The organism is Algoriphagus sp., assembly GCF_013373065.1.
Lineage (GTDB): Bacteria > Bacteroidota > Bacteroidia > Cytophagales > Cyclobacteriaceae > Algoriphagus.
Genome location: NZ_JABXIN010000013.1, coordinates 343,491 through 367,961 on the forward strand (window position 1 = coordinate 343,491; position 24,471 = coordinate 367,961).

Genomic DNA, 24,471 nt, shown 5'->3' on the forward strand with positions numbered 1-24,471 from the left:
GGCTTACTTATCGTTCAAGGCAGCTTCTTTGTTTGGGAAAATCGGAATTAAGCGATCCAATCCTAGAATCTTAAAAACTTCCAATACCCGAGGGCTCAAGGAGAAAATCTTCAGGCTTACTCCTCTTTCCTGAAAATCCTCTAGGTAAGACATAAATACCCCGAGACCGGCAGAGGAAATGTATTCGATGAAGGACCCGTCCACAAGAATTGATTTAGCTCCTTCCTCAAGCAATTTCCGGATGGATTCATCTAGTTGGACGGAGTTACTTGCATCAATTTCTCCTTTGGGTATTAAAATGTGGTTTGGGTTCTCCAGTTGGGTTTCTATGGATAGCATATCTTCTTACTTAATTGAATTTTACAACCATTAAGGAATAATCATCATCGATAAGTCCATCCCCGCCTACAAAGTCATGTAGGGTATCGATCAGTTTGGTTTGAATTTCTCGTGGGGATAGGTATTGGTTCATTTCCACAAGGGCTCGGATTCTTTCAAATCCAAATTGCTGTGATTTTTGATTTTTGGCTTCTACAATTCCATCGGTGAAGAGGACTAAAATGTCTCCTGAATGATATGTAAACTCTTTTTCCTCAACGTGTTTTTCATAGTGCATGTTTCTTAAAATTCCCAATCCCAAGCCCCCGATTTCAAGATATTTTGCTTTTTGATCTCCCGAACGGTATAAAAGTGTGGGCACATGCCCTGCGCGGGCATGACAAACCTGATGGTTTTGGGTATCAATAATAAAAATAGACGCTGTAATGAAGTGATTTCGCTCCAAGCATCGGCTTAATGCGGCATTCGAGCGGGTCATAAATTCTTTTGGACTCAAGTTGAGTTGAATCAAGCTTTGAAAAACCCCTTTCATTTGAGCCATATGGAATGCCGCAGAAGTTCCTTTCCCGGAAACGTCACCTATGATGAAAACGAAGCGATTTTGATCCAATTGGAAGGTGTCGTAATAATCCCCTCCAACTTCATCGGCAGCATTGGAATAGGCACAGATTTCGAAAGCCTGATTGTGATCGAGTTCATTGGGAAGAAGAGCTTTCTGTACCCGCTGGGCAATTTTCAATTCCTCTTGGTATCGCTCATTTTGGATTGCCTGATTGAGGAGCCGGTGGTTTTCTACGGAGATGCTCGCCTGTCGGGAAAAAGTCTCGATGATCGTCACCATTTCCTTATTAAACCCATCCTTTAGTTCTTTGCAAAGCACCAATCGACCGATAACAGCTTTATTGACTACCAGTGGAACAAGAAGAAGCGATCCAAATTTTGGGTGCTTGATTTTTAGCGGTAAAGGGCTTAAAAGTTCTGCTTTGGTATCTTTTGCCCAGTTTTGGGCAGAAGTATTGGACTCAATAAGCTCTGCCAATTCCTCTCGTTCCTTAGATTCTATCCAACGCTCTTGAAGAACAGCTTGATTCCGTTCCGATTGATATAACTCCAGCCAGGCTCCATCTGCAAAAGAAGCGCTCATGGAGGAGTCCAATAAGATGTCCAACACCTTTTCTTCATCCTCGTCCGGTTGGATGGATTGACTTAATCGCTGGAAGTTGATGGCCTCGGTCAGCTTCTGTTCGAATACGGAAGAGGTAGGTAGATTAAATAGGGTGACTAAAAAGCTGAAAAGGGCATAAATGAGGATAAATACAAATAAGGAAATCAGAAACAGGTTGTCCAGTAGATTGATGGGGTACGTTTGCTGAGCACTTGAATAAGCATTTGTCTGAAGAAATAAATACACCGAGCAGACGATAATCAATGCCAAGAATAGCAAGGATTTCCATTTTTCCTTAAAGGTTAAATAGGGAATCCATTTCAGGTTTACGGATAGAAAACCTCCAAGAATGGTAAGGATAACAAAGCCAAAAATAAAGCTGTAGCCAAAGGTGTTTTGGCTGAAAAAAACAAAGAACATCGCGAATAACAGCCCGATTTCATAGGTCTGCCATTGCTGAACTACCTGCTTTGTTTTTTGATAGAGGATTAATTTTTTCCAGAGAAGGGTGGTAGATATCAAAAAAATGGAAATCAGCGCGAAATGAACATGATAAAAGAAATTCCGAAGGAAAGGCTCTTGGCCCAGTTTGCTATCCCCCAAAAATTGATAAAAAAGCTGAATGACAAGGAAGGCTGCCGATGCGAAAATTCCAGTGGAAGCAGCGCGCCACAAGAGATTTATAAATTCATTTTGGGTGTTTTTCTGAAGGTTGTAATTATAAAACAGGTAAACCGTCAAAAAGAAAAGGATTTCTAGAATCCAGGTGAATTCGGGGGCAATTCCCGAATTTAGGTTATTGATAACGCCGAATAAGCGAACTAAATCCACAAATAGGAGCGCAAGCCAAACCAAAATGGAAAGCAACAGGCTCAGTCTTCCGATATGTATGGAGGGAAGTTTGATCATGGATTATTCATCCCAATATTACTCAAAGGGATTGGAAAAATTCGGGGGAAACCTAAAATGCTAACTCCAAGGGTGTTAAAAAATTTTAATGGCTTCCAATTTTTTTACAAACAGACTAAGTCAAGCACTAAATCCTTTCCAAAGCGTTCTTCGATTAATTGTAGGATTTTACTTTTATTCATTTGTATTTCCCGTTTTATAGGCCCAGAGGTCAGTTTCACAAAGAGCTTTTTATCCTTGATAAATACCGATTGGGTTCGATCTGCAATCGTCTTACCTACGAGCTCGCCCCATTCATGAATAAGTGATTTTTCACGGTATTTTCCTTCAAGCCTATATGCTTTCAATAATTCCTGGAAGGCTTCTTCCAAAGGTGCCGCTTCTTTTTTTCGTTCTGAGAATGATGCCATCGGTTAATAAAATAGGGCTTGTGCAATGCTGTCTGCGACTAGCATTCCTGATTTACTCAAAGATAGGTTTTTCTTTTCCCTTTTTACCCACCCTTCCTTTTCAAATTCCCTCAGCGGAATGGCTTTTTCAGAGGCCAGGTCCTTTCCAAATTGATGTTGAAGCCATTCCAAATCCACTCCCCAGCGGGTACGCAAAGCAGTTAAAATATATTCATTGAGTCGGTCTACTTCTTCAAGTGGATCCGAAATCAAGGCTAAAGTCCCTTCGGTTAGGGATTTGATATAGGTGGGGTTGTGGCTAGGGTTAAAGAAACGCTGTTCTCTATCAAAGGAATGTGCCCCGGGACCAAGTCCCAAATAAGCTTGACCTTTCCAATAGAGTGAATTGTGAAGGGATTCCTGACCAGGCTTGGCGAAGTTTGAAATTTCATATTGTTCATAGCCAGCCTTTTCTGTCATCTGTTGTAAAATTTCAAATTGTTCAGCTACAAAGTCCTCATTTGCGGGGTTGAATTTCCCCTTCTTTGTCCAGTTTCCTAAAGCTGTTCCCTCTTCAACTGTCAACGCGTAGCAGGAAAGATGTCCGGGATTTTGAGAAAGCGCTGTTTCCAAATCACTGACCCAAAGCTCATGATTACTGGAAGGAAAACCATAGATTAAATCCATGCTGAATTTTTTAAAACCTGCAGCTCTTGCTAACTCAATGGCATCTAATGATTCCTTCGCATTGTGGGCTCGATTGTAAAACTGAAGGACCTCATCCTTAAAACTTTGAATCCCTAGGCTAAGTCTATCAATCCCCATAGCCTTCCAAGCCGCTAACTTTTCTTGGGTTAAGTCATCCGGGTTGGCTTCCAGGGTTACTTCTTGAAGACTCAAAGAAAAATGAGTGGAAATTGACCTTATGATTTTCTCCAACCATTCGGGGTTTGCCAAAGAAGGGGTGCCTCCTCCAAAGTAAATAGTCCTTATTTCTTCTCCTTTTAAAAAATCCTTTCTCAACATTGCCTCTTTGGCAATCAGTGAGGTCATGGTTTCAAACTGACTCGTATTTGTGCTAAAGTGAAAATCACAATAATGACAGGCCTGTTTGCAAAAAGGGATATGAATATAAATTCCAGCCAATTTGAATTCTTTAATTTGCAAATATAAGTATTAGCCATTCCTCCGTGATTCAGAAGTTTTCCATTCTTCTTTTTTTAAATCTCTTGTTGAGTATACCTGCCTTTTCTCAAGGAACGTACTGGCTGGGTTGGAAAGATAGTCTGGGGCAAGTTTCTAATGAAAAATGGCTTGGTTTTGAAGATTCGATAGCTCGAAAAGGCTATATGGATTCATGGGTAGAAAGGGCTTGGGAGGAAGGTTTTTTAGGAGCCAAAGTAGACCGAATTCACAACCAGAGCGATTCGCTGTGGGTGAAATGGTATCAAGGTCCTCGAATTGAACGATTACAACTTAGTTCGGGCAACCTTCCAAAGGACTGGGATGAATTTTCTAACAGATCCTTGAAGTTTGAGGAAGTCAATCGACTTTTTTTGGATCTTTTGGAAAAAGCAGAGAATTCAGGTTATCCATTTGCAAGTATCCGTTTGGATAGTATAGTTAGGGAAGAGGAGATGCTTCAAGCAAGCCTTTGGGTTGATTTAGGTCCAAAGATTCAATGGGATACGCTTCGTATTGAAGGAAATAGCGTCACCAAACAATCCTATTTGCAGCAATGGTCTGGGATTGAAGTTGGTTCTTCCTTTTCCCAGAAGGAATTGAACCTAGCTACCAAACGTGTCGGAAGGAATCCTTATTTCAGATTAATGGAACTTCCCACTTTGGATTTTCGGCTTCAAAAAGCCAGCCCTGTTTTTCGCTTGAGTGATCGAAATGCGAATGTGCTAGATGGGATTTTGGGTGTATTACCCAATGAAAACGAACCCGGGAAGGTGCTGATTACGGGACAGTTGGATCTGGAATTGTATCATTTGGGAGGTAAAGGAAGAGATGTTGAACTTCATTGGCAGCGCTTCAATGAACTTACCCAACGATTGGAAGTTCAAGCCAAGGAATCCTATATTTTCGGTTCCGGTTTGGATCTTCGCGGAGAGTTTAGCCTCCTGAAACAAGATACTAGTTTTGTAAACCGTAGGCTGGGGCTTCACTTTGGATATCAGACCCAAGGCCCATTTTATTTGGACTTTTTTCTCCGAAGGCAAGCCGGTGATTTGATATCAACATTTGCCTACAAAGATGCAACTGAGCTTCCTGAAAGAGCAGATTTCAGGTGGTCTGAATATGGGATTCAGGTAAGTTTTGACTTATTGGATGATCTTGTAGCTCCGCGTAGAGGGTCAAGAATAATATTTGGCTTTTCGGCAGGGAATAAAGAAATTCTTCAAAACACCGGAATTCCTCAAGAAGCCTATGAAGGTTTGGATCTTCGTACCCCTCAATATTCTCTTATAGCAAAGGCTGAAAAGCATTTTTTCCTGAAAAAAAACTGGGGGATCTACTGGGCAGCTGCCGGAGGAATTATCCGAAATGAAAATTTGCTTCAAAATGATCTTTTCCGATTGGGAGGGTTGCAAAGTATCCGAGGGTTCAATGAGAATTTCTTTTTTGTCAGGGACTATGTTTATATGAATCTAGAACCTCGGCTTTTTTTTGGAGAAAATTCCTTTCTCTTTCTTTTTTCTGACTGGGGCTTTTTAGAAAACCCGTATTTTGCGGGTTCAAATGAACAGCCCTTTTCTGTTGGATCTGGGTTGAGCTTTGAAACAGAGTCCGGTGTTTTTCGCTTCGTATATGCGGTCGGAAAAACAAAAGAACAGCCTCTTTCACTCCAATTTTCCAAGATTCATTTTGGATATTTAGTTCGATTTTAAATTATGAGATTTCGATTGCTCGTTTTTCTTTTTTTTGCCTTAAGCTCGGTGAATCTGCAGGGGCAGGTCTTGGAAGATTTATCTTCAAGTTGGGAGAGAGAAGAGGTCAAAAGTTGGTTTTCTTCTTCTGATCGCTTAGACCAATGGGTGAACTTAAAACAGTTTCCTGAGGCCTATTTGATAATGGAAGTCCCTGAACAAACGCTTGTATTTACTGGTGAGCGGCTTTGGTTTTTTTCAGAGCAAGATACTTTTTTGGTTCGACAGGTAAAGGATGTTTGGAAAGAACTCAGACAAGACTCGGTTCAGCTAATCTATTTTAAAAAGCGGTTAGGCCGCAATCGCCCAGTTCTTCTCAAGACCGCTACAGCTTCCACAAAAAACTTGGATTTCAGGGAAGAATCAGGAGAGACTGGAGCATTTCAACCTTTTTCAAGACAGGAGATTCGTGATTTTTTCCTCATTGCTTTCTTGATCATTCTCTTTTTCCTTGCGGGATTTCGGCAGGTATATCCCTACATATTTACAGCTATTTTAAGTCCATTGGGTTTGGTGACCGATGAGGATTTCTCGGATACCGGAAGTTTACAAAAGTTCTTTTCTCTGGATATTTTGGTTTTTGTTTTTTTGGTGAACATCCTCACTGCGCTTGGAGCAGTAATCGGGCTTGTATTTTTTAGGCAAGACCTACTTTTGGAATGGGGAATTAATTCCTCTGATCGTTTATTGTGGTTTTGGTTTATCGGATCCTTGGGCCTACTCGTTTTAACAATATTCAAGTTTATTGGAATTCGAATTACAGCTTCTTTATTTGATCTTTCACGCTTGGAGTTTCCACATTTTTTCTATCTACTTCGATTAATTGTTTGGGCTAATTTATTGTTCGTCACAGCTGGATTCTTCTACCTAATGAATGCTTATTATGATCTGCAAAATTTCCTTTCAATTTCCTACCAGGCATTTTTCTGCATCTATTTATTGGGGATAGGATTTTTGTTTCTCACAATGATGAATCGCTTGTCTTTTAAGAAATACCATTTATTTACTTACCTTTGCATCGCAGAATTGGTGCCTTTCCTTATACTAGTGAAAGGGATCATGGTTTTCGGACAGTACTAAAAATAAAACGCATTATTTAAGCATGACTGCATCGACAAAGGACAGGCTCAGACCCGTTAAAAGTATTCTTGTCTCCCAGCCAAAACCAGCCAACGATAATTCCCCCTATTTTCAATTAGCGGAGAAATACAATCTCAAAGTTGACTTCAGACAATTCATCGAAGTGCAGCCAGTTTCTCCTAAGGATTTTCGAAAGCAAAAAATTGATATTCTCAAGCATACGGCTGTGATATTTACCAGCAGGAATGCCATCGATCATTTTTTCAATATCTGTAAAGAGTTTAAGATCGAAATGCCTCCCGATATGAAATACTTCTGTATTTCAGATCAAACTGCACATTACCTTCAGAAATATATTGTAATCCGAAAAAGAAAGTTGTTTGTAGGGACCAAAACTGCACAAGACCTTTTTGATTACTTTAAAAAGCATAAGAGCGAAAAATATTTGTTCCCTTGTTCAGATATTCGAAAAGACGATATTCCTGAATACCTTGCAAAGAACAATATTGATTTCACAGAAGCTATCATTTATCATACAGTTGCTGCTGATCTTTCCGATTTGGCAGATGTGAAGTATGATATCTTGGCTTTCTTTAGTCCATCAGGAATCAAATCCCTGACGGTAAACTTCCCTGATTTTGTTCAAGGACCAACCCGTATCGCTGCTTTCGGCCCGACTACCGCAGAGGCAGTTCGGGAAGAGGGACTGATTTTGGACATCGAAGCACCGCTGCCAAATGCACCTAGTATGACCGGTGCATTGGAACTTTATATAAAAAAGGCCAATAATTTGTAAGATTAAGAATCAAAACCGGTGGTTTTTCAGTTAAAATCCTTACAATAGTCCTTTAATCTGTAATAGCCACGTAGTTTATGATTCTGAGCTTTCGCTGGAAATACATTTTTGCTTTTTTGGTTTCGATCAGTTTGCTGAACTCCGGCGAGGTCTTTTCTCAACAGGATGCGCAGTTTACCCAATACATGTTTAATGGCATGTATTACAATCCCGCATTTGCAGGGAAGGAAGGTGGGTATCGCTTTTCGGCTTTACATCGTTCCCAATGGTTTAATTATGCCACCTCTACTGGTGGAGGAGGGGCGCCCGTGACCCAGTTGCTTACTGCTCAGGGTAGATTGGAAGGTAAGAATATTGGTTATGGGTTAACCTTGGTAAATGACCAAATCGGTGCTACCGGAAATTTGGAAATCAATCTTCAGGGGGCTTACCATAAAACAATCAACCGGACGACCCTCAGTTTTGGGGCCTATTTTGGGTTGTTTTCAAGTTCCTTGGATTATGGAGAGTTAGTAGTGGTGAATCCTGAACCCAATCTTCCGACTGCTGGTAAAGAAAATTCCATGAATTTGAATTTTGGAGCGGGGGTTCTTATGGACCGAGGGAATTATTATATAGGATTAAGTAGTCGGCATATTAATAATCCTAGTTTCGATTTTGGAGATGGGGGATTTTCAAATCCATTAGAAAACCATTCCTATTTATTGGTTGGATATAGGTTCCGTCCTGTAGGGCAATTTAGAATAGAACCAAGTTTTCTTATAAAATCTGTTTCCTTCAATAATTTTTCCTTTGATCTCAGCGTTATTGGTACTTACCAGAATCGAATTACCGGTGGTTTGGCATTCCGAGGTGAGGAATCGGTATCGGTGATTTTGGGATATTCGCTTTTACCAGATAATTCTCTGACGCTTGGTTATGCTTTTGACCTAGTAATTAGTGGATTAGAAGCAAAGGCTCCTACCAGTCACGAGCTCCTTTTACGGTATCGGTTGAGTGAGGTGACTCGGGAGGTTCAACGGGTGATTCAGCGTACACCGAGATTCAGATTTTAGGTTTTGATTTTGAAATACTAGCGGAAAAGAATAATAATTTATTGATTTTAAAGTTGGCAGGTTATTTGCATAAATGTCAAAAATTCCGCTAAATTTCGCTGAATGAGAAGATTTTAAACTGGAAAATCATTTGATGATATAAAAAATGTCATTTATGTATAATAAAATTAATCTACGCTTGGCGAGCATTACTTTGGGTCTTGCGATCGCTACAATTCTTCCGGGTTGTGGTCTTTTTAATAAGAAGGGATCAGCCAGTGAAAAATTGAACAGAAGAGGCGAAGTGACCGGTGTTCCTAAGCGGGCACAGTGGCAACAAAACCTCCCTTATGATATGGTACCTGTGAAGGCCGGTACTTTTTGGATGGGACAGTCTGACGAAGACATCGCTTTTTCACAATCTTCCATGAACAAGCAGATTACCGTATCTGAATTTTTTATGGATAAATATGAGGTTTCTAATAATAAGTATAGACAGTTTTTGGAGTCAGTTCGAAATGGAGAATTGACTTATGGGACTCCGACTACTTTGAAAGAAGAGCCGCAATTTAATTTGGAAGAGCTGAAGCCAGACACTACTGTTTGGTCTACTAGCTTTACTTTCCATTATGGAGATCCTTTGATGGAATTTTATTTTGATCACCCTGCATTCGACAATTATCCTGTAGTAGGGATTACTTGGGATCAAGCAAAACAATATTGCGAATGGAGAACCTACTTCATGAATGCAAATGATGAATATGATTTTGACATGCCTAGCTTCCGTTTACCAACTGAAGCAGAATGGGAATATGCAGCAAAAGGAGGAAAAGATGTTGCCAAATACCCTTGGGGAGGTCCTTATTTGAAGAATAAACGAGGTTGTTTGATGGCAAACTTCAAGCCAGGTAGAGGTAATTATATTGATGATGGTTTTTCATATACTGCACCTGTGGATGTTTTTGCCCCTAATGGATTTGGTCTTTACAACATGTCTGGCAACGTAGCCGAGTGGGTGATGGACGCTTATTCTCCTACATCAAGAACACTTACTTGGGATTTGGATCCTGTATATGACGTAGAAACTGAGCCTCGAAAAATTATTCGTGGCGGTAGCTGGAAAGACATTGCGCATTATTTGGAAACTTCGACTAGAACTTATGAATACCAAGACGTAGCGCAAGCTCACATCGGTTTCCGTACAGTAATGACCTTTATTGGTCGTTCAGGTTCTATGGATGTTAAGACCAACAAGCGTAGAAGACGATAATATTTAAACTCAACCCTTTTTAAAAAACCAAACCTTAACTCTAACACTTAAAATGGCTAGCAAAAGCAACTTCTTTTATTCCAACGTCATGCCTAAGATCTATGGTATTGGCGCGGCTGTCGTAATTCTCGGTGCGATGTTCAAAATCTTGGACTGGCAAGGTGCCAACATTATGATTGGTGTCGGTTTGAGTACTGAGGCTTTAATTTTCTTCCTTTCAGCTTTCGAGCCAAGACCTCAAGAAGTAGATTGGACAAAAGTTTATCCTGAGCTAGCCGGAGGTGAAGGTTCAGGTAGACCAGCAAAAAGTAAAGTAGCTGCATCTGATGGGGTTACTCAAAAATTAGATGATATGCTTTCCAAAGCGAAAGTGGGTCCAGAACTCATTGAGAGCCTTGGAAAAGGAATGCAGAATTTGGCGTCTTCAGCCGAAAAAATGGGAAGTCTTGCTGATGCAGCAGTAGCAACCAATGAATATGCAACTAACGTAAAGGCTGCGGCAAAGACTTTGGTGGATATGAATTCTTCTTATGGAAAAACTGCTGCAGCTCTTACCGAAATGTCTGCTGCTTCTCAGGATGCAAAAGAATATCATAACCAGGTAAAAACAGTTACTCAGAACCTTTCCGCACTTAATGCAGTGTATGAACTTGAATTGCAAGATGCCAACAGTCACGTGAAGGCCTTGAATAAGTTCTATTCTAATATGACTACTGCTATGGAGGGAATTACTGCAGCTGGTAAGGAAACAGAGGCATTCAAAAATGAATTAGCAAAATTGAATGCTAACGTAAGCTCACTCAACAAAATCTATGGTGGTATGCTTTCAGCCATGAAAGGGTAATCAATTCCAATCATCTAAACTGATAAACCAAACCAATGGCAGGAGTAAAAGAGACACCTAGACAGCGGATGATCGGGATGATGTACCTGGTTTTGACGGCCCTATTGGCCCTCCAGGTAAGTAACCAGATCCTCCAGAAATTTATCCTCATCAATGATGGGATGGAGCGAACCTCCCGCAATTACATATTAGATAACCAAAATGCGGTTAGTTCGATTGAGTATACTGTAGAGCAGCAGGGGAATAATGAGCGAGACGTTCCTAAAGTTGCTGCAGCACAGCAAATTCGTGAAGCTTCCAAAGAAATTTATGATTACTTGGAGGTTTTGAAGCGAGATTTGATTGAGCAATCCAATGCAAAAAATGACGAAGGTAATTTCGTCAATGCAGCGTTGAAAAATACTGAAGTTGCTGGAAACATGTTTGTGAATTCCGGTAAGGGAGAAGAATTGAAAGAAACGCTCAATGCGTATCCCGCTAAAGTTGAAGAAATCCTTTCCAGTGTTGGAATTACAGATTTGAAATTTGAGCGAATTGCCTTAGATGCATCAGAAATTCCGCTTTTTGCAAATAATCGAGAAGTTAATGGGAAAAGTTTCGTTGCATTGAACTTCGTGAAGTCTCCAGTAGGAGCCGTATTGGCTTTGCTTTCTCAATATCAAAATGAAGTATTGAATATTGAAAGTGAGGCTTTGACAAACATTGCAAACACTATCGGTTCATTTTATTTCAAAGCCGATATTACAGAAGCAAAGATTTCTGCTGTTTCGAATATTGTAGCAGCAGGTACTAAATTCGAAGCAACTATGTTTATTGCTTCTTCTTCCTCCTCTGCTCGTCCTGCCATGTCCTTGGACGGTCGTCAAATCGAAGTGGACGAGAAAGGATTTGGTAGAATTGAATTTACTGCAACTCCTGCTTCAGAATATGATGATAGAGGTTTGGCTAGACGGGTATTGTCTGGTGAAATTGTAACCAACATCGGTGGTGAAGATCAAGTTTTGCCAGTTGAATATGAATACTTCGTTGCGCAACCAGTTGTAAAAGTTTCTTCAGAGGTTGTGCAGCAATTGTATGCTGATTGTGCGAATGAATTGTTAATTGAAGTTCCAGCCTTGGGAAATACCTATGCGCCTGAGTTCAATGTCAGCAATGGACAAGCTATCAAAGGAAATTCTCCAGGTCAAGTGACAATTATTCCAGGTGCAACTGGTAAAGTCACGATCGGTGTAAGTTCAGGTGGAAATAAAATCGACGACGTAACGTTTGATATTAAGCCTGTGCCTGCTCCATCACTTGTTCCTACCATGTCTAATGGAAGTCCAGTTGATATTGCACAAGCGCAGGCAATTGGTTCTTTGACTGGGTTACAATTACGAGCAGTTCCGGAACCAACATTTGGTAGAACAATGGCTAAAGATGCAAACTTTGAAGTAACAGGAGGTGAACTTCGATTGCTTCGAAACGAGGTTCCAAGACAGACCGTAAGGATTTCTTCTGGAAACAACCTTGCTATGCGTCAATTGCTTGAAAGTGCCCGGCCTGGGGACGATATCGTGATCGAAGTAAACCAAGTAACTCGTACCAACTTTAGAGGTAATAAGATTCCTTCTGAGTTAAGACAAATTATTCGTATCGCGATTAAATAATAAGCGTCGAAAAGTTTAAAGATTATGAAAAAGATCCTTCAATATTCCCTAGTTATCATCTTGATGGCAGCTGTGTCTTGGACATTTGAAGCCCAAGCACAGGTCGCGACAAGCGTTAATCCTTCAGGATATGGCGACCGTCAGTTTCAGATGGATACTATTTTTTCGTCCAAGCGGATTCGCGAAGATGATAAAATGTATCAAATCGGTGTTTGGAGGAGAATTGACCTTCGTGAAAAGTATAACCTTTCACTCTATGGTTCCGGTGATACCAAAACCAATGGAATTATCAACCAAATCTATAAGGCGGTAGTTGAAGAAAACGCTTTAGAGGTTTTTAGAGATGAAGATTTTACGCAACCGCTTTCCATTGCTGAGTTCCAAGAGAACTTCTGGTTGAATGCATTGGGAGATAGTATTTTCGTGAAGCAATTGTATTATCTGGATTTCAAAGAAGACTTTGTTTTTGATAAGCACCATTCAGATATGGTTTTTGATGTAAAATTCATCCATCTGGTAATGCCTTCTCAAACAAACTCAAATGCTGGTGAAAAGACCATTGGCTATATCCGATACAAAGATTTCTACAATTACTTTAAGGATCATCCTGAAGCTAGATGGATTAATTTCCAAAACCTATCAAAGAGCTTGACCTATGACCAAGCATTCGATACACGTTTGTTTAGATCAGTTGTGAGGAGATTTACAAATCCAGATGAGGCATTGATAGCAGATATGGTCAACCCTGATCATCCGAATCCAGAAATGCAATCTTATTTGGATGCTTTGGCCTTTGAGTACAAACTATTAGAATTTGAAAATTCCCTCTGGGAATGGTAATAATAAAGGGAGCCTAATCGCTCCCTTTATTTTTTTCTATCCATTCCGATAATTCCTTTGCTCTGCTTTTCCCGATTACTGCTGCAATTTCCTCTTCGCTAGCTTCCTTAATCTTTTTTACCGATTTGAAATGTTTAAGTAGTTTATTGGCTGTGGTTTCCCCGATTCCTGGGATTGCTGTCAGCTGAGTTCCAAATGCATTTTTGCTTCGTACTTTTCGGTGAAAAGTTATAGCAAAACGATGCGCTTCATCTCGGATTCGTTGTAAAAGCCGTAAGCTTTCTGATTTTTTATCGATGTGAATAGGATACATGTCCCCTGGGAAATAAATTTCCTCCAATCTCTTTGCAATTCCAATAATGGGCATTTTTCCGTAGATCCCAAGTTCCTGTAATGCTTCTACCGCTGCTGAAAGCTGTCCTTTTCCCCCATCAATCACAATCAATTTGGGAAGGCTTTTTCCCTCTTCCAATAAGCGTTTGTAACGTCTCCCCACAATTTCTTTCATGCTTGCAAAATCATTTGCTCCAATTACAGTTTTGATGTGGAAATGGAGGTACTCTTTCACGGCTGGTTTGCCATTTAAAAAACAAACCATACTCCCCACCGGGCTACTTCCTTGAATGTTGGAGTTATCGAAGCATTCAATATGATCAGGTATATCCGGTAAACTCAGGTCCTCTTGAAGTTGACGGATGACTCGGTCTTTTTTGTCTTTATTCAGCCCCTGAAGAAGCGCTTTTTCTTGTTTGTAGAATCGAGCATTCTTTAAGGATAGTTCAATTAGCTTCTTTTTGTCGCCAATTTTCGGATTAACTAGATTTAATCCATCAATGGGGTTTTGGATTTCAAAAGGAACCAAGACCTCTTCCGCATCACTTTGAAACTGATCTTGTAATCGAATCAAGGCAGTTAGTAAAAGTTCCTCTCCAGTTTCATCGAGTTTCTTTTTGAGTTCTACATTCTTAGAGACGATTAAAGCTCCATTTTTAACCCGCATGTAATTAACATAAGCATATTTCTCATCTGATACGATCGTACAGACATCGTGATTGTGGATGGAAGGATTGGCAACAAGGGATTTGGCTTGATATTTCTCCAATAAATCCAGTTTTTCCTTTGCTCGCTGTGCTTTTTCGAATTCCAGGTTTTCTGCGAATTTCTGCATTTCCTGTTTGAAATAGGCTTTGGGTAAGCCTAGATTCCCCTTAAGAATATGTTTAGCTTGATCCAAATCTTTGAGGTAATCCGATTCTTTTTGTAAGCCAACGCAAGGCCCTTGGCAATTGCCAATATGATATTCGAGGCAGACTTTGTATTTCCCTTCCTGGACTTTATAGGGAGAGAGATCCAGTTTGCAAGTTCGGATTGTGAATAAGGATCGAATCAAATCCAATACATTATTCATGGCTTTGACACTTGCAAAGGGTCCGTAATAGGTTCCTCTTCCAGGAATCATTTTTCGGGTCTGAAAAATTCGGGGGAAATGCTCTTTGGTTACTAGTAAATAGGGGTAGGTTTTATCATCCCGAAGTAAAATATTGTACTTCGGTTGGGATTTTTTGATCAGGTTATTCTCCAACAAAAGCGCATCAAACTCGGAATTAACCAGGGTGATTTCAATCCGTTTAATTTCCCGAACCATCCGTCGAGTCTTAAGGTTGACTCCTGTGTTTTTATTGAAGTAGCTGCTGACCCGCTTCTTTAGGCTTTTTGCCTTTCCGACATAGATTAATTCTCCTTCGGTATTGAAATATTTGTAAACCCCTGGATGATCGGGGAGAAGGTTATATTCATCGGGTTGAAAGGAAGAAGATTCCATAAGCCTAAATTAAAAAAACAGCTTTGAAGGAAAGCTGTTTTTTTAACGCGAATAATTATTTGAATTTAAAAGTCGTTCTTTTTGGCATCGTAATCAAAATCCACGAATCGTTGGCTTTCCTGCTCATAGACATCGCAATCAATTTCAATGCTTAATGGTCGCTCGGGACGAGGGAAAGGACCTTTTGTATAGCCTAGGTCTTTATCGGCATAGACTTTTTCCATGTATTTTACCCAGACTGGCCGTGCTGTCCGGCTACCTTGGCCGGCTATCCAGCTTCGGAAGTGAATAGCCCGGTCATCTCCACCGACCCATACGCCGGAAACCAAGTCTTTGCTGATGCCCATATACCATCCATCGGATGCATTTTGGGTAGTCCCTGTTTTTCCTCCCAATTCATTTCCTTCACGAAGACTCCAAGGCACCCCTTGACTGGTTCCTGATTCTTCTTCAAAACCCCCTCGAAGCATGTAGGTCATCAGGTACGCATGTTCCTCACTCATAGCCGGGCGTTTTTTAGGCGTAAACTGTTGAATGACATTTCCATTCTTGTCTTCAATTCGATCGATGTAGAAGGGGGTTGTATATTCTCCTTTATTGACAAAGGTTCCAAAAGCTCCAACCATTTCGAAAACAGATACATCGTTTACCCCCAAGGAAAGTGCTGGGACTTCTTCCAAATCACTGGTTACGCCAATTCGTTTTGCGGTTTCAACCACCACTTTTGGGCTCAGCTTCTTCATCATATAAGCTGTGATAGAATTGACGGATTGAGCCATTGCCTTTCGGATCGTCATTTTTTCATAAGTGAACTCTCCATTGGCATTGGAAGGACTCCAAGCCGGCTGACCGGGGATGAAAACTTCCACAGGCTGATCGATTACGGAATAGCAAGGACTGTAACCATTTTCAATGGCTGCTGCATAAACAAAAGGCTTGAAAGTGGATCCAGGCTGTCGTTTCCCCTGTTTAACATGGTCAAACTTGAAGTATTTGTGATCAATTCCTCCAACCCATGCTTTGATATGACCAGTATGAGGATCCATACTCATTAAGCCTGTCTGAAGAAACTTCTTGTAGTACCGCAAAGAATCCATCGTGCTCATGAGCGTGTCGATTTCCCCCTCCCAGGAAAAAACCCTCATTGGTTTTTTCTCATTGAGTTTAATGTTAATGGAATCCTCATCGTTTTTATAGCGAAGTTTTAATAATCGGTAAGCTTCTGTTCGCTTCACTGCCGTTTCGATGAAGTTAGGAATCACACGGTTTTCACTATCCACCCAAGGTTCCCGACCATTCATTTCTTTGTAAAAAGCTTTTTGCAATTCTTTCATATGCTCGGCTACCGCTTCTTCTGCATAGCGTTGCATTCTGCTATCGATGGTAGTGTAAATTCTTAATCCATCCCCAAAGAGATCATATGAAGAACCGTCAGGCTTTAGGTTTTCCTTGGTCCATTTTAATAGATCGGCTTTAAGGATTTCGCGAAAATAGGTTGCCAAGCCCTTGTTGTGGTTGGCGACATTGTAATCCAATTCAATGGGAAGTTGGGAAATGGAATCGTACTCCGTTTCAGAAAGCGCATCATTCTTCACCATTTGTGAGAGTACCGTGTTTCTTCTTCGAAGTGAATTATCCGGATTATAAACCGGGGAGTAATAGGTTGGTGCTTTAAATAAGCCTACCAATACGGCTGCTTCTTGAAGATTCAATTCAGAAGGTTGCTTATTGAAGAAGGTCTCTGATGCCGTTTTGATTCCGTAAGCATTGGAGCCGAATTCAGAGGTATTCAGGTAGAGCGTTAAAATTTCCTTTTTTGTATAAGCCTTCTCCAATTGGGTAGCTACAATCCATTCTTTAGTTTTGATGATAAGCATCCGCAAGCCCGGTACCGAGCTTAATAGACCCTGATTGGCATCTGTTCGAGTTTTGAATAGGTTTTTTGCGGTTTGCTGACTCAAGGTGGAACCACCACCTGCATCTTGTCCTAAAAGGATGGATTTTACAAAAACCCGAATCATGGCTTTTAGATCAATCCCAGAGTGATCTTCAAATCGCACATCTTCTGTGGCAATAAGCGCATTGACAAGATTGGGAGAAAGTTCATTGTATGTGACAGGACTTCTGTTTTCTCGGTAATATGTACCTAGCAAAACCCCATCTGCTGAGTAGAGTTCGGAAGCGACTTCTGTATCAGGGTTTTCCAAGGCCTTGAAGTCAGGTAGCGGTCCAAAAAGCCCTAAAAAATTCACGCTGACCATCCAAACAAAAACAATGAACCCCAAAACGCCCGCGGCGAAGGCAATCCAAAGAATTTTAATGGTCTTATTCACCCAAGTTGGGGTAGTTGGTTTTTTTGATTTACTCATAATTAATAGACGGCCTTGAAGAAGGTTCGGTATTCGTCAATATTTTTAGTTCGATTTAGTGTCTGGAAGTTTTCAATCGAAATGAAAAAGGCATTTTTCTTGATTTCTTCTGTAATTGTTGAAGACTCAAAGTCTTCCATGAATTTATTATAGTAAGCTTTTGCTTTTTCAGCGTCACTAAATGGGCTAATGATGAAAATGGCATTTTCCTGATTCATATTCATATTGCCTGTGCGAAGCCTCGCATTTGAGAAATTTTTTGCATGGAAATTTTCCAGGTCATTTATTACTCCTTGCGCTTGCTCAGCCTCTTCCGGACTCATTACCAAAACCATAATATGAGTTTGGCCTTCATTTATTTTGAATGGCGAATCTACCAAATTTGGTCGATTGTCTGTTGAGTCGGCTGAAGTCAACACTTGATTTGCTGAATCCAGGGCTGTAGAATCTACTGGACTTAATGCTGCAAGTTCTTCTTTTGTTAGCAAGGGTTTTAGCATATTCCTTGCCAATTCTACCAATTGTTCATCTTGAGAATTTTCAATATATGTTTCCAATCGGTTTCGGAATCGGTCTTTGCTTTCAATTTTTCCGGTTACCATAATGTCGAGGAGCAAAAGACGCTCTGTATTCCTGGTCAAGGGATATTCTTCCAAGGTTTTAAGAATCAATTGTCTCGCTTGCCGGTATTGGTCTTTATAATAAAGGTCATAGGCATCTTCGTAATTTTTGGATGAAGCTAAATAGGCCAAATTACCCGAGGCGGCATCCGGATTATTTACCGAGAAGGTGTATTGGGATTCTGGATATTCCCGGTTGAGCCTACTGACATATTGCTGGAAGTTTCCGCCCCGATCCTTTTGGGCGAGATATAATAAATAATAGGCTTCTGGTTTTCTACTACTAGTAGGATACTCACGTACCAAAACTTCCAAATTATCGATACTAGCCTCTACTTCCTCCAAGTCGAAATAGAGCAGTTTACCCAATTCGAAATAAGATTCTTCCAGCTCCTCATTTAGGCTGGCAATTTCTTCTTCTCCTTGCGGTATTTGATCTAATAAGCTTTCAATATCAGGGAGCTGACTTAGGAGATTGTTTTCCTCTTCTGAGCTGAGTGAATCTGCTTTTGATTCCGGTTGGCTCGCAGTACTGCTTTGAAAAATAGCTGCGCTTCTTCTCCAATTATCCTGAAGCGGGCGATTACCCCAAGTTCTCCGAAAATCAATGGCCCCTTGCTGCATGGCGACCGCATTATCAAAGTAAAATGTAGAACCGGATCCTTTATCGGAAAAGGCCAAAAGGTTGTCAAAAATACTGCTGCTTTTAGGTTGTTCTTTTTCCCTTGCTTCGGCTAATAGGCGTTCTTCCTCTTTTCGAATAAACTGCTCGGCAATCTGCCGCTGCTCCTCTTCGCTTAGACCACTCAATCGGATCAAGCTATCATTGCTTTGAATTCGCTCTACATGAAAAACGAACTGATCGAGTACTTCTTTTTGACTGGCAATTTGACTGGCGACAGGATCGGTAGGCTTTATATAAGTGAGGGCAGAATCCAAATAATATTTCGTTGCCCGATAATCGCTGTATTCATCCAAATAAATCGACGCTAGTTTTTGATAGATATATCCCTTGAGTCTTGGATTGCTACCTGGTTCCTTTGCCGCTTGATGTAGTAAATCTACAGTGAGGGGTAAATCTCCTTGTTTTTCTTCAAAAAGAGCCCGCTCGTAAACGACTACATCTTTCAAATCTTTGTTTTTAGGGTCCTTGTAGAGTGCTTCATAGTAGTTGCGGACCTTCCGTAAGTCTTTACTGGCATTTAGCTCTGCCACTTGCTGCGCATATAGTTGTGCAAAAAAAGCACGCTCGTAAGGAGGGTTTCCTTCTTGAGCTTTGTTATAAAAATCGTAGGCCAAGTTGTCCAATCCTTCCCGTTGGTAGCGCTGGGCAAGGATAAAATAAATGCGGGAGGCTTCTTTTTTGTTTTTTGAATATTCAATGGCCCGGTCCAATGCCCCGATTATCCCATTTTGATCATTTCGCTTTTCGTAGTAATAGGCGAGGGTTCTATACAACTCGAAGCGGTTGTCGTCAGAAATTCGTTGTTCTTTGGAAAGGTAATCGATGGTGAAATTGGCGTTTTCAATTTCTCCTAAGTCCACATAAATACGAAGCAAGCCAATCAATGCCTGATGACGTAGGTCTCGATCTTTGCTTTCGACATTCACATATTTGAGTGTGTTTTTTGCATCGTCAAAATCTGCCTGTAGGTAATCGATTTTACCCAACAAGTAATAGCTGTCATCCACCCACTTCGAAATTCGGTGCCACTCGATCGCTTTGGATGCCAATTCTCTGGCAGATTCCAACTTTTCAGCATTTCCCTGAATAACTCCGGAGTCAATTGGAATGAAAACAGGCAAAACCTGCGTGTAATCTTCGTTATAACCTTGATTGTTTTCTGCTAATACCTCCTCAATTTTCACGTCAGTGAGGTAGAAGGCATTGTAATGAGATGTGAGGTTATGAAAAGCCCGATTGGTAAAGGTGTCCCGCTCAGAAGAGCAAGCCGCCAAGAGTAGGAGGAAAAGGAAAAGAACTCTATTTAAAAAACGCATGCAGACTTTCAGAATTGATTAGCAAAATAGTCTTTATTGGACAAAAGAGGAACGATTCGGGATTTCTATTTATTTCAAAAGAAGGGCCATAACCGGATGCACGGAGAAAATTTTACCTAATTTAAGAGAATGAATCCTTCCCAAAAGCCTTCGGATACAAAAGAAAAGAAGCCCATTCAAAACCCTCCGACCTTTGTGAAGTACATTGGGCTTTCGTTTCAGCTTTTCGCAATTATTGGAGCAGGAACTTGGTTTGGATGGTGGGTTCAGCAAAAATCCGCGATGAAATTCCCGCTTTGGCTGCTTTTATTCAGTTTTTTATCGGTTTTCGTTGCTTTTTATCAATTATGGCTATCCATGAAGCGGGATCAGTAGTTTGGGCGAAATAGGCTACCTTTGCCAAAAAATAGACTAATGAAGTTTCTTCAAAACAACCATGTCCGGTTTTTTCTGCTTTCAGCATTACTTGCCTTGTTGATATTGGGTCTTCAAATAGTTTTTCCTGCTGTTATCCATGAGCGGATCTGGGAAATCTTCTTTTTTCTTCTAATTCTCTCATTTTTAATAGGATTACTCAATGGTTTTTTACTGAAAGCGTTTTCTGAAAATTTCTTCCAAATTTCAGTTTTGGCGATGATACTAAGGTTGATCGCCTCATTGGTTTTCATTGGAGTGGAAGTTTGGCCAGGAATGGAAAATATTATTTTGTTTATCGCTGATTTCTTTGTGATTTTTTTGTTCTACTTAATATTTGATATCTACGCCTTTCTATCTAACTTGCGCCCGATTTCGAAGTAGCCCTCTAAAAGAGAAGTTGATGACGCGCAAATTTCTGGTTCTAAGTCTTTTATTTTCAGCTTTTTTGCTGTTTAACACTACCCAATCCTTTGCTGCAGGATCTGAGGAAGATAAAACAAGCTTCATCATGCATCACGTAAAGGATTCGCATGAGTGGCATTTTGCGACGTTTGGGCATACACATGTAACCCTTCCACTTCCAGTAATTGTCTACTCTTCCGATCGTGGATTGGAGTTTTTCAGTTCTTCTGATTTCCAAAATCACGAGACGCATGCTTTCGGCAAAGAATATGCACACGAAGGGTATTATATTGATGAACACGATCACTTGGGAAGAGTTGATGGTGCAAGTTTCGTAGAGCTTTCTATCACCAAAAATGTGGTCATGATGTTTATTGTGATGATCATTTTGGCATTGGTAGCGCTATCTGCTGCAAATCACTATAAAAAGAACGGTGCAGTAGCCCCTAAAGGAGCTGCAGCTATCATCGAGCCGATTGTAATTTTTGTTCGGGATGAGATTGCTCAGAAATCCATTGGTCCAAAGTACAAGAAGTTCGTACCCTACCTATTGACTTTATTCTTATTCATCTGGTTTGGTAACCTACTAGGTCTGCTTCCAGGTGCAGCTAACATGACTGGAAACATTGCTGTTACAATGACTTTGGCTGTATTGACATTCATCATTACCAATGTCAATGGAAATAAGGATTACTGGAAGCACGTGTTTGCAACTCCTGGAGTTCCAATTCCAATGTTGTTGATCATTGTGCCAGTTGAAATCATCGGTTTGTTTACTAAGCCATTTGCCTTGATGGTCCGATTGTTTGTGGCGATCACGGCAGGTCACATCGTGATTCTTGGTTTCATCGCTTTGGCTTTCATCTTTGAATCTTACACAATCGGGGTAGTAAGTACCTTGATGGTGACCTTTATTAATATCATCGAGTTATTGGTAGCGACTATTCAGGCGTATGTATTTACGCTGTTTACAGCGATGTACATCGGCAGTGCAGTTGCTGAACATGCACACGATGATCATCATTAATTAGGAATTTCTTTGTTCAATTTATAAATATAACTACTATGTTAATGTCTATCTTGTTGACTGCTGGTTACGCTCTTATGGGAGCTGGTATCGGTGCGGGTATTGTTGCGATTGGCGCAGGACTTGGTATCGGTCGTATCGGTGGTCAGGCAATGGAATCTATTGCTCGTCAGCCAGAAGCTGCTGGTAAGATTCAAGGTGCTATGTTGATCATCGCAGCTTTGATCGAGGTGGTTTCCCTGTTCGCAGCGGTAATCTGTTTGTTGATTGCTTTGAATATCGCAGGCATCAGCTAAAAATTTGATTGGGGATGGGCGCTAGGCCTTTCCCCTTTCTTTCTCCCTATTGAACAAACTGAATTAAATCATATATCATGGATTTGATAACTCCTGGTTCCGGTCTTATTTTCTGGCAGCTTTTTGGCTTCCTGGGATTGCTTTTCATTCTGATCAAATTTGCTTGGAAGCCCATGTTGGCTGCCTTGGAAGAGCGTGAGAGCAGTATTGAAAATGCCTTGAAGTCAGCAGAGATCGCTCGAAATGAAATGGCTAATCTGAAGGCTGAGAACGAAAAGCTTTTGGCTGAAGCTCGTTTGGAACGAGATAACATTTTGAAGAAAGCGCAAGAAGCTTCCAACAAAATGATTGAAGAGGCGAAAGACGAAGCGCAAAAACAAGGTGCACAGTTGATCGAAAATGCCAAAGCAGTAATCGAAACTGAGAAAAAAGCTGCCCTTGCGGATGTCAAAAACCAAGTGGCTGCATTGACTCTTGAAGTAACAGAGAAATTATTGAAGAAAAACTTGGCTGACGATGCTTCTCAAAAAGCATTGGTGGACGAGTTTGTGAAAGATTTGAAGCTTAATTAATCCGACCTCCATGTCAAACCATCGAGTAGCCTCCCGCTATGCCAAATCCATTTTGGAACTGGCCCTTGAAAAAGGTAATCTGGAGGAGGTACATGCAGATTTTCAACGGCTTTCTGCATTGGAGAAATCCAATCGAGAGTTGGGCTTGATGCTAAAGAACCCTGTGGTTACTTCTGACAAAAAGCTCAAGGTGTTGCAGGCTTTATTTGCTGGAACGGCTCAGAAAATGACACTTAGCTTTTTTGAGATCATTTCCCGAAAAAACCGGGAATCAATCCTTGTGGACGTTGCCAGTGAGTTTGAAAATCAATACAATAAGCATAAATCCATTCAGGTCGCTCAATTGACGACTACCTTTCCTATCGATGCCAAGCTTCGTGAGGAATTCGTCAGCATTGTGAAAGAAATTTCAGGCTTGAAGACGGTTATTCTGGAAGAATCCATCAATCCGAATTTGATCGGAGGATTTGTTCTAAAGGTCAATGACCGACAGCTCGATGAATCATTGAGCAGTAAATTGAGAATTTTGAAAACAGAATTCTTGCAAAATCATTACGAAAGTAAAATCTAATCTACAAAGCATTAATCAATCGATATCATGGCAGAAGTAAGACCAGATGAAGTTTCGGCAATCCTAAGAGAGCAACTCTCAGGTGCCAGAACAGCCGCCGAACTCGAAGAAGTGGGTACAGTCCTCCAAGTAGGGGATGGTGTAGCTCGTATCTATGGACTTTCTAAGGCTCAGGCCGGCGAATTGCTGGAATTCGACAATGGTCTGAAAGCAATGGTTCTGAACTTGGAAGAGGACAATGTCGGTGCGGTATTGTTTGGTGATTCCAAAGCAATCAAAGAAGGTGATACTGTTAAGCGTACCAAGAAAATTGCCTCCATCCAAGTAGGTGAAGGAATGTTGGGACGTGTAGTAGACACTTTGGGTAACCCTATCGACGGAAAAGGTCCTATCGCTGGTGATTTGTACGAAATGCCTTTGGAGCGTAAAGCACCTGGGGTAATCTATCGTCAGCCGGTAACTGAGCCTCTTCAAACTGGTATCAAATCTATCGATGCCATGATTCCAATCGGTAGAGGACAGCGGGAATTGGTGATCGGTGACCGTCAGACTGGTAAGACAGCGGTAGTAATTGATACCATCCTAAACCAAAAAGAATTTTATGATAAGGGTGAGCCTGTGTTCTGTATCTACGTAGCTGTAGGACAGAAGGCGTCCACTGTTGCCGGTGTTGTAGCAGCTTTGGAAAAAGGTGGTGCTCTTCCTTATACAGTAGTAGTTTCTGCTGCTGCTTCTGACCCTGCTCCAATGCAGTTCTTTGCACCATTTACAGGCGCTGCGATCGGAGAATTCTTCCGTGACACAGGACGTCCTGCTTTGGTAGTATATGATGACTTGTCTAAGCAAGCTGTTGCTTACCGTGAAGTTTCTCTTTTGTTGAGAAGACCTCCGGGACGTGAAGCATATCCTGGTGACGTGTTCTATCTACACTCAAGATTGTTGGAAAGAGCTGCGAAAATCAACAAGTCTGATGAGATTGCACAGCAAATGAATGACCTTCCTGAGTCTATCAAGCCATTGGTCAAAGGTGGAGGTTCTTTGACTGCGCTTCCAATCATCGAAACTCAGGCAGGTGACGTTTCTGCATATATTCCAACTAACGTAATTTCCATTACGGACGGTCAGA

Annotated in this window: 22 protein-coding genes; 15 read left to right on the forward strand and 7 right to left on the reverse strand. The window is 40.9% G+C overall.

Features of this window, described 5'->3' with window-relative positions:
* Positions 1 to 3 precede the first annotated feature (3 nt).
* The 4 genes from HWE15_RS10495 to hemW all read right to left on the reverse strand — a co-directional run bounded on the left by HWE15_RS10495 (position 4) and on the right by hemW (position 3,969).
* Positions 4 to 339 carry an STAS domain-containing protein gene (locus tag HWE15_RS10495; RefSeq protein WP_290507482.1) on the reverse strand — a complete coding sequence of 112 codons (336 nt, stop codon included), beginning with the start codon at positions 337 to 339 and terminating at the stop codon, positions 4 to 6.
* Positions 340 to 349: 10 nt separating this feature from the next.
* Positions 350 to 2,413, reverse strand: a complete 2,064-nt coding sequence (locus tag HWE15_RS10500) for a PP2C family protein-serine/threonine phosphatase (protein WP_290507483.1) — start codon at positions 2,411 to 2,413, stop codon at positions 350 to 352.
* A gap of 104 nt (positions 2,414 to 2,517) precedes the next feature.
* Positions 2,518 to 2,823, reverse strand: coding sequence for a DUF721 domain-containing protein (locus HWE15_RS10505; RefSeq protein ID WP_290507484.1), 306 nt, complete (start codon positions 2,821 to 2,823; stop codon positions 2,518 to 2,520).
* A 3-nt stretch (positions 2,824 to 2,826) separates the two neighbouring features.
* Positions 2,827 to 3,969 carry a radical SAM family heme chaperone HemW gene (gene hemW / locus HWE15_RS10510; protein ID WP_367203923.1) on the reverse strand — a complete coding sequence of 381 codons (1,143 nt, stop codon included), beginning with the start codon at positions 3,967 to 3,969 and terminating at the stop codon, positions 2,827 to 2,829.
* Positions 3,970 to 3,992: 23 nt separating this feature from the next.
* On the opposite strand from hemW, the gene HWE15_RS10515 reads away from it, so the two are divergent.
* The 8 genes from HWE15_RS10515 to gldN all read left to right on the forward strand — a co-directional run bounded on the left by HWE15_RS10515 (position 3,993) and on the right by gldN (position 13,248).
* Positions 3,993 to 5,696, forward strand: a complete 1,704-nt coding sequence (locus HWE15_RS10515) for a BamA/TamA family outer membrane protein (RefSeq protein WP_290507486.1) — start codon at positions 3,993 to 3,995, stop codon at positions 5,694 to 5,696.
* A gap of 3 nt (positions 5,697 to 5,699) precedes the next feature.
* On the forward strand, positions 5,700 to 6,815 hold the full coding sequence (locus tag HWE15_RS10520; RefSeq protein ID WP_290507487.1) for a DUF4271 domain-containing protein: 1,116 nt from the start codon (positions 5,700 to 5,702) through the stop codon (positions 6,813 to 6,815).
* A gap of 22 nt (positions 6,816 to 6,837) precedes the next feature.
* Entirely contained in the window at positions 6,838 to 7,611 is a 774-nt protein-coding gene (locus tag HWE15_RS10525) for a uroporphyrinogen-III synthase (protein ID WP_290507488.1), read from the forward strand.
* Between the two features lie 77 nt (positions 7,612 to 7,688).
* Positions 7,689 to 8,666 (forward strand): type IX secretion system membrane protein PorP/SprF, encoded by a 978-nt coding sequence (locus tag HWE15_RS10530; RefSeq protein ID WP_290507489.1) that lies wholly within the window; start codon positions 7,689 to 7,691, stop codon positions 8,664 to 8,666.
* A 154-nt stretch (positions 8,667 to 8,820) separates the two neighbouring features.
* Complete coding sequence (gene gldK / locus HWE15_RS10535) at positions 8,821 to 9,915, forward strand: gliding motility lipoprotein GldK (protein WP_290507490.1); 1,095 nt, start codon at positions 8,821 to 8,823, stop codon at positions 9,913 to 9,915.
* A gap of 52 nt (positions 9,916 to 9,967) precedes the next feature.
* Complete coding sequence (gene gldL, locus HWE15_RS10540) at positions 9,968 to 10,759, forward strand: gliding motility protein GldL (RefSeq protein WP_290507491.1); 792 nt, start codon at positions 9,968 to 9,970, stop codon at positions 10,757 to 10,759.
* A 35-nt stretch (positions 10,760 to 10,794) separates the two neighbouring features.
* Positions 10,795 to 12,408, forward strand: coding sequence for a gliding motility protein GldM (gene gldM / locus HWE15_RS10545; protein ID WP_290507492.1), 1,614 nt, complete (start codon positions 10,795 to 10,797; stop codon positions 12,406 to 12,408).
* Positions 12,409 to 12,432: 24 nt separating this feature from the next.
* The gene (gldN, locus tag HWE15_RS10550) at positions 12,433 to 13,248 is read left to right on the forward strand and encodes a gliding motility protein GldN (RefSeq protein WP_290507493.1); all 816 of its coding nucleotides are present in this window, start codon (positions 12,433 to 12,435) and stop codon (positions 13,246 to 13,248) included.
* 13 nt (positions 13,249 to 13,261) lie between these two features.
* Here the strand turns inward: gldN and uvrC are convergent, their stop codons facing one another.
* From uvrC to HWE15_RS10565, 3 genes are all read right to left on the reverse strand, one after another.
* The gene (uvrC, locus tag HWE15_RS10555) at positions 13,262 to 15,070 is read right to left on the reverse strand and encodes an excinuclease ABC subunit UvrC (protein WP_290507494.1); all 1,809 of its coding nucleotides are present in this window, start codon (positions 15,068 to 15,070) and stop codon (positions 13,262 to 13,264) included.
* Positions 15,071 to 15,135: 65 nt separating this feature from the next.
* Positions 15,136 to 17,439, reverse strand: a complete 2,304-nt coding sequence (locus HWE15_RS10560; protein WP_290507495.1) for a transglycosylase domain-containing protein — start codon at positions 17,437 to 17,439, stop codon at positions 15,136 to 15,138.
* A 2-nt stretch (positions 17,440 to 17,441) separates the two neighbouring features.
* Positions 17,442 to 20,060, reverse strand: a complete 2,619-nt coding sequence (locus tag HWE15_RS10565; protein ID WP_290507496.1) for a gliding motility protein — start codon at positions 20,058 to 20,060, stop codon at positions 17,442 to 17,444.
* A gap of 129 nt (positions 20,061 to 20,189) precedes the next feature.
* Between HWE15_RS10565 and HWE15_RS10570 the strand changes: the two genes are divergently transcribed.
* The 7 genes from HWE15_RS10570 to atpA all read left to right on the forward strand — a co-directional run.
* The gene (locus HWE15_RS10570; RefSeq protein ID WP_290507497.1) at positions 20,190 to 20,435 is read left to right on the forward strand and encodes an AtpZ/AtpI family protein; all 246 of its coding nucleotides are present in this window, start codon (positions 20,190 to 20,192) and stop codon (positions 20,433 to 20,435) included.
* Between the two features lie 39 nt (positions 20,436 to 20,474).
* Entirely contained in the window at positions 20,475 to 20,858 is a 384-nt protein-coding gene (locus HWE15_RS10575; RefSeq protein WP_290507498.1) for a hypothetical protein, read from the forward strand.
* Between the two features lie 19 nt (positions 20,859 to 20,877).
* A complete protein-coding gene (gene atpB / locus HWE15_RS10580; RefSeq protein ID WP_290507499.1) occupies positions 20,878 to 21,906 on the forward strand; it encodes a F0F1 ATP synthase subunit A in 1,029 nt (342 codons plus the stop codon).
* A 38-nt stretch (positions 21,907 to 21,944) separates the two neighbouring features.
* Positions 21,945 to 22,202 carry an ATP synthase F0 subunit C gene (atpE, locus tag HWE15_RS10585; protein WP_026947636.1) on the forward strand — a complete coding sequence of 86 codons (258 nt, stop codon included), beginning with the start codon at positions 21,945 to 21,947 and terminating at the stop codon, positions 22,200 to 22,202.
* A 77-nt stretch (positions 22,203 to 22,279) separates the two neighbouring features.
* The gene (locus tag HWE15_RS10590) at positions 22,280 to 22,774 is read left to right on the forward strand and encodes a F0F1 ATP synthase subunit B (protein ID WP_290507500.1); all 495 of its coding nucleotides are present in this window, start codon (positions 22,280 to 22,282) and stop codon (positions 22,772 to 22,774) included.
* A gap of 10 nt (positions 22,775 to 22,784) precedes the next feature.
* Positions 22,785 to 23,345, forward strand: coding sequence for an ATP synthase F1 subunit delta (gene atpH, locus HWE15_RS10595; RefSeq protein WP_290507501.1), 561 nt, complete (start codon positions 22,785 to 22,787; stop codon positions 23,343 to 23,345).
* A 27-nt stretch (positions 23,346 to 23,372) separates the two neighbouring features.
* The coding region (atpA, locus tag HWE15_RS10600; protein ID WP_290507502.1) for a F0F1 ATP synthase subunit alpha at positions 23,373 to 24,471 on the forward strand (1,099 nt) is incomplete at its 3' end.

What these genes read in the sequence shown, in the direction of transcription:
- HWE15_RS10520 (WP_290507487.1), top strand. Translation starts at nt 5,700, where the DNA reads ATGAGATTTCGATTGCTCGTTTTTCTTTTTTTTGCCTTAAGCTCGGTG.
- gldN (WP_290507493.1), top strand. Translation starts at nt 12,433, where the DNA reads ATGAAAAAGATCCTTCAATATTCCCTAGTTATCATCTTGATGGCAGCT.
- HWE15_RS10590 (WP_290507500.1), top strand. Translation starts at nt 22,280, where the DNA reads ATGGATTTGATAACTCCTGGTTCCGGTCTTATTTTCTGGCAGCTTTTT.
- HWE15_RS10560 (WP_290507495.1), bottom strand. Translation starts at nt 17,439, where the DNA reads ATGAGTAAATCAAAAAAACCAACTACCCCAACTTGGGTGAATAAGACC.
- HWE15_RS10505 (WP_290507484.1), bottom strand. Translation starts at nt 2,823, where the DNA reads ATGGCATCATTCTCAGAACGAAAAAAAGAAGCGGCACCTTTGGAAGAA.
- HWE15_RS10525 (WP_290507488.1), top strand. Translation starts at nt 6,838, where the DNA reads ATGACTGCATCGACAAAGGACAGGCTCAGACCCGTTAAAAGTATTCTT.
- HWE15_RS10530 (WP_290507489.1), top strand. Translation starts at nt 7,689, where the DNA reads ATGATTCTGAGCTTTCGCTGGAAATACATTTTTGCTTTTTTGGTTTCG.
- uvrC (WP_290507494.1), bottom strand. Translation starts at nt 15,070, where the DNA reads ATGGAATCTTCTTCCTTTCAACCCGATGAATATAACCTTCTCCCCGAT.
- atpB (WP_290507499.1), top strand. Translation starts at nt 20,878, where the DNA reads ATGACGCGCAAATTTCTGGTTCTAAGTCTTTTATTTTCAGCTTTTTTG.
- HWE15_RS10575 (WP_290507498.1), top strand. Translation starts at nt 20,475, where the DNA reads ATGAAGTTTCTTCAAAACAACCATGTCCGGTTTTTTCTGCTTTCAGCA.
- gldK (WP_290507490.1), top strand. Translation starts at nt 8,821, where the DNA reads ATGTATAATAAAATTAATCTACGCTTGGCGAGCATTACTTTGGGTCTT.
- HWE15_RS10565 (WP_290507496.1), bottom strand. Translation starts at nt 20,060, where the DNA reads ATGCGTTTTTTAAATAGAGTTCTTTTCCTTTTCCTCCTACTCTTGGCG.
- atpH (WP_290507501.1), top strand. Translation starts at nt 22,785, where the DNA reads ATGTCAAACCATCGAGTAGCCTCCCGCTATGCCAAATCCATTTTGGAA.
- atpE (WP_026947636.1), top strand. Translation starts at nt 21,945, where the DNA reads ATGTTAATGTCTATCTTGTTGACTGCTGGTTACGCTCTTATGGGAGCT.
- HWE15_RS10570 (WP_290507497.1), top strand. Translation starts at nt 20,190, where the DNA reads ATGAATCCTTCCCAAAAGCCTTCGGATACAAAAGAAAAGAAGCCCATT.
- gldL (WP_290507491.1), top strand. Translation starts at nt 9,968, where the DNA reads ATGGCTAGCAAAAGCAACTTCTTTTATTCCAACGTCATGCCTAAGATC.
- HWE15_RS10495 (WP_290507482.1), bottom strand. Translation starts at nt 339, where the DNA reads ATGCTATCCATAGAAACCCAACTGGAGAACCCAAACCACATTTTAATA.
- HWE15_RS10500 (WP_290507483.1), bottom strand. Translation starts at nt 2,413, where the DNA reads ATGATCAAACTTCCCTCCATACATATCGGAAGACTGAGCCTGTTGCTT.
- gldM (WP_290507492.1), top strand. Translation starts at nt 10,795, where the DNA reads ATGGCAGGAGTAAAAGAGACACCTAGACAGCGGATGATCGGGATGATG.